Origin of the sequence: Azospirillum sp., assembly GCF_035627195.1 — a bacterium.
Classification (GTDB): domain Bacteria; phylum Pseudomonadota; class Alphaproteobacteria; order Azospirillales; family Azospirillaceae; genus Azospirillum.
This window is the reverse complement of sequence record NZ_DASPMG010000426.1, coordinates 1-3,468: the sequence shown is the minus strand read 5'-3', so window position 1 is coordinate 3,468 and position 3,468 is coordinate 1. Positions and strand designations below refer to the sequence as shown.

Genomic DNA, 3,468 nt, shown 5'->3' with positions numbered 1-3,468 from the left:
GCGGCACCGGGGCGGCGGGCGGGCGGATCTCCGGCTCGGTCGCCAGCAGGTCGAACAGCCGCTCGGTGGCGCCCGACGCGCGCTGGAGGTCGCCGATCACCTCGCTGATGGCGCCGACGGAGCCGGCCACGACCACCGCGTAGATGACGAAGGCCGACAGCTCGCCCGGCGTCAGCCGGCCGGCCAGCACATCGTGCCCGCCGATCCACAGGATGGTGCCGACGGCGCCGAAGACCAGGACGATGACGATCACCGTCATGATGGCGCGCACCTGCACGCGGCGGATGGCGACGCCGAACGCCTCCTCCACCCGCTCGCCGAAGCGTTCACGCTCGATGGGCTCGTGGGTATAGGCCTGCACGGTGCGGATGCCGCCCAGCGTCTCGTCGACGAAGGCGCCGACGTCCGCCACCTTGTCCTGGCTGGCGCGCGACAGCGCCCGCACGCGCCGGCCGAACAGGATGATGGGGAAGACGACCAGCGGCACCACCAGGAACACCAGCGCCGTCAGCTTGGCCGAGGTCACCAGCAGCATCGCCGTGCCGCCGATGAACATCAGCGTGTTGCGCAAGGCGATGGAGGCCGAGGAGCCGACGACCACCTGCAAGAGCGTGGTGTCGGTGGTCAGCCGCGACATGATCTCGCCGGTCCGCGTCGTCTCGTAGAAGCCGGGGGAGAGCTTCAGGACATGGTCGTAGACGGCGCGCCGCAGGTCCGCCACCACCCGCTCCCCCACCCAGGAGACGAGGTAGAACCGCCCGTACGTCGCCCCGGCCATCAGCACGATGACGCCCAGCAGCACCAGCAGCGCCCGGTCCAGCAGCGCGGCGTTGCCCGCGGCGAAGCCGTGGTCGACCAGGACGCGCAGCCCCTGCCCCAGGCCCAGCACGGTGCCGGCCGCCACGGTCAGCGCCAGCATCGCGCCGGCGATGCGCCAGCGGTAGGGCAGCAGGAAGGGGATCAGGCGGCGCAGCGGCTTCAGGTCGCGCTTGCGCGCGGCCTCCGGCTGCGAGACGGATTCGGCGGAGGAGGGTTCGCGGAAGGCCATGCGGGGCAAGCATCGGGGGCTGTGGAAACCCCGCCCATATGGCACCCTTGCCCCGCTCAAGCAAGGCAAGCCGCACCGAAGGCTCACCGGACGCGCACCAAACGTGTGGAATGCGCACGGAAGCGGTTGCGCGGCGGCCCCTCCTTTGCTATGAACCGCGCTCGATTTTCACGGGATTTTTTCGCCATGAAGACTGACATCCATCCGGACTACCACGAGATCAACGTCGTCATGACCGACGGCAGCTCGTTCAAGACCCGGAGCACCTGGGGCAAGCCGGGCGACACGATGCGCCTCGACATCGACCCCAAGTCGCACCCGGCGTGGACGGGCGTTCAGAAGCTGCTCGACACGGGCGGCCAGATCGCCAAGTTCAACAAGCGCTTCGCCAGCTTCGGCCTGAAGAAGTAAGGCCGTCGTTCTGCCGCGCGAAAAAGGGCGCCCGGCCAACCGGGCGCCCTTTTCGTGTTCCTGCGTCTGGAATTCAGCTCGCCAACGCCACGGACCGGCGCACCTGCTCGTCCAGGCGGGCGACGCGCATGTACAGGCGGTGGCTGCGCTCCAAGAGGCTGCGCAGGCCGGCCGGCAGGTCCTCGTTCTCGGGGCCGGCGGGGTCGGTGCAGATGTCGCCGCCGGACAGCGCGTAATCCTCCGACGCGGCCTGGGCTGGCGTGATTTCGCCGGCGTGCACGGCCTTCTGCGCCAGCAGCCACGCCATCACCTGCGTCAGGCGGCTGGTGACCCGCATGGATTCGTAGCTGACCTGCAGCCGCACGTGCGGCGGCAGTTTCCGCTGGTCGATGGATTCATGGTAGGCGATGTAATTGCGCGCCTCGATCAGCAGCGCCATCGTCTCGTCGTACGGACCGTTGAAAAAGGTGGGATTTCCGATCACGGCCGTGCCCCTCCCGCGGCCGCGAGGCCCGTTTCCGAGCGTGGCCGCAACTGATTAACAAAGCATGACCCCCTCTTGACGGCCAAAAGGGAATGATTATGTCGTAGGGCGCTGGCGGGCGCCCATCCGGGGCCCTCCGGTTTTGCGTAAGCGGGGACCGATGCATCGCGTGGTCCCCGACGGGAATATCGCTCGTATGGAGGATATGACATGCGTACCTACGACCTTTCGCCCCTGTTCCGTTCGACCGTCGGCTTCGACCGTCTGACGCGCCTCCTTGAGGCTGCGACCAACGGCGAGGAGGCGGCGTCCTACCCGCCCTACAACATCGAGAAGCTGGGCGAAGACGCCTACCGGATCACCATGGCCGTCGCCGGCTTCGGTCCGGAGGATCTCGAGATCACCGCTCAGCAGAACTCGCTGGTGGTCATGGGCAAAGCTAAGAAGGAGCAGGAAGCGGGCCAATTCCTCTACCGGGGTATCGCCGGGCGCGCTTTCGAGCGCCGCTTCCAGCTTGCGGATTTCATCAAGGTGAGTGGTGCCAGCCTGCTGAATGGTCTGCTCCACATCGACCTCGTCCGTGAGATCCCGGAGACGATGAAGCCGCGCACCATCAAGATCGAGGCCGCCTCCAACGGTCCGGCCCTGACCCAGCAGGCGGCGTAACCCTGCCGCATCGCTCCCTTCCCCGCCCCGGCGGGGAAGGGAGTTTCACACCATTTCCTCGACCGCCATTATCCGTTCGGCCGGCAGGCGCACGGTCACCGTGGTCCCCTCGCCGGGGGCGGACTCGATCACCAGTTCCCCGCCGTGCAACTCGACCAGGCGCTTGGTCAGCGGCAGGCCGAGGCCGGTGCCCTCGTAGCGGCGGGTCATCGACTGGTCGACCTGGCTGAACGGCGCCAGCGCCACCGGGATGTCCTCCGCCGCCATGCCGACGCCGGTGTCGCGCACGCACAGGTCCACGCCGCCCTCCGGGCCGCGCCGCCCGGCTAGCGTCACGGTGCCGCCCGTCTCGGTGAACTTGATGCCGTTCGACAGCAGGTTCAGCAGGATCTGCCGCAGCCGCAGCTCGTCGGCGCGCAGCGGCGGCAGGTCCTTCTCCAACTCGATGGCAAGGCCCACACCGCGCTGCCCCGCCTGCATGGCGACGAGGTTCAGCGCCTGCCCCGCCAAGTCGGTTAGGTCAACCGGCTGCTCGGCCAGTCCCAGCGCCCCGGCTTCGATCTTCGAGATGTCCAGGATGTCGTCGATGATCGCCAGCAGATGCTCGCCCGAGCGGCGGATGGAGCCCGCGTACTCCGTGTAGCGGTCGATGGCGTCCATGCCCAGCAGCCGCATCTCGATGACCTGGGCGAAGCCGATGACCGCGTTCAGCGGTGTGCGCAGCTCGTGGCTCATGGTGGCGAGGAAGGCCGACTTGGCGCGGTCGGCGGCCTCCGCCGCCTCCTTGGCCTGGATCAGCTCCCGCTCGACGCGCTTGCGCTCGGTGACGTCGCGGATGATGCCGGCGAACAGCCGGCGG

General features: G+C 68.4%; 5 protein-coding genes. 2 read left to right on the top strand and 3 right to left on the bottom strand.

Annotated features, from left to right (window positions below):
• Positions 1 to 1,048, bottom strand: a 1,048-nt coding sequence (locus tag VED21_RS36465) for an ABC transporter transmembrane domain-containing protein (protein WP_324891004.1), incomplete at its 3' end; no start/stop codon positions are given.
• Positions 1,049 to 1,234: 186 nt separating this feature from the next.
• Here VED21_RS36465 and rpmE point away from each other — a divergent pair.
• Entirely contained in the window at positions 1,235 to 1,459 is a 225-nt protein-coding gene (rpmE, locus tag VED21_RS36460; RefSeq protein WP_324891002.1) for a 50S ribosomal protein L31, read from the top strand.
• 73 nt (positions 1,460 to 1,532) lie between these two features.
• Here rpmE and VED21_RS36455 read toward each other — a convergent pair whose 3' ends face one another.
• Positions 1,533 to 1,943 (bottom strand): DUF1465 family protein, encoded by a 411-nt coding sequence (locus VED21_RS36455; RefSeq protein WP_324891000.1) that lies wholly within the window; start codon positions 1,941 to 1,943, stop codon positions 1,533 to 1,535.
• A gap of 210 nt (positions 1,944 to 2,153) precedes the next feature.
• Between VED21_RS36455 and VED21_RS36450 the strand changes: the two genes are divergently transcribed.
• Positions 2,154 to 2,609, top strand: a complete 456-nt coding sequence (locus tag VED21_RS36450; RefSeq protein ID WP_324890998.1) for an Hsp20 family protein — start codon at positions 2,154 to 2,156, stop codon at positions 2,607 to 2,609.
• A 45-nt stretch (positions 2,610 to 2,654) separates the two neighbouring features.
• On the opposite strand, the gene VED21_RS36445 is transcribed toward VED21_RS36450, so the two are convergent.
• On the bottom strand, positions 2,655 to 3,468 hold an 814-nt coding region (locus tag VED21_RS36445), incomplete at its 5' end, for a sensor histidine kinase (RefSeq protein ID WP_324890996.1).

Excerpts from the sequence above, each read along its gene's own strand:
- rpmE (WP_324891002.1), top strand. The coding sequence starts at position 1,235 with ATGAAGACTGACATCCATCCGGACTACCACGAGATCAACGTCGTCATG.
- VED21_RS36450 (WP_324890998.1), top strand. The coding sequence starts at position 2,154 with ATGCGTACCTACGACCTTTCGCCCCTGTTCCGTTCGACCGTCGGCTTC.